The 608-nt window shown below is 50.0% G+C and carries 1 rRNA gene; it reads left to right on the plus strand.

Features of this window, described 5'->3' with window-relative positions:
• Window positions 1-552, plus strand: a 16S ribosomal RNA gene (locus FD688_RS00080); the annotation flags it as partial.
• Window positions 553-608: the final 56 nt, after the last annotated feature.

The following is a 608-nucleotide window of genomic DNA, read 5'->3' on the forward strand; positions in this document are numbered from 1 at the left end:
TTGACATCTTCTGCCAACCCAAGAGATTGGGCGTTCCCTTCGGGGACAGAATGACAGGTGGTGCATGGTTGTCGTCAGCTCGTGTCGTGAGATGTTGGGTTAAGTCCCGCAACGAGCGCAACCCTTATTATTAGTTGCCAGCATTTAGTTGGGCACTCTAGTGAGACTGCCGGTGATAAACCGGAGGAAGGTGGGGACGACGTCAAATCATCATGCCCCTTATGAGCTGGGCTACACACGTGCTACAATGGATGGTACAACGAGTCGCGAAACCGCGAGGTCAAGCTAATCTCTTAAAGCCATTCTCAGTTCGGATTGCAGGCTGCAACTCGCCTGCATGAAGTTGGAATCACTAGTAATCGTGGATCAGCATGCCACGGTGAATACGTTCCCGGGCCTTGTACACACCGCCCGTCACACCATGAGAGTTTGTAACACCCAAAGACGATGGGGTAACCTTTTAGGAGCTAGTCGTCTAAGGTGGGACAGATGATTAGGGTGAAGTCGTAACAAGGTAGCCGTAGGAGAACCTGCGGCTGGATCACCTCCTTTCTAAGGAAATTTCGGAAACTTACATTAGGTTCATCAATCTTATTCAGTTTTGAGAG

It is taken from the genome of Apilactobacillus kunkeei (assembly GCF_005930975.1).
Lineage (GTDB): Bacteria > Bacillota > Bacilli > Lactobacillales > Lactobacillaceae > Apilactobacillus > Apilactobacillus kunkeei_E.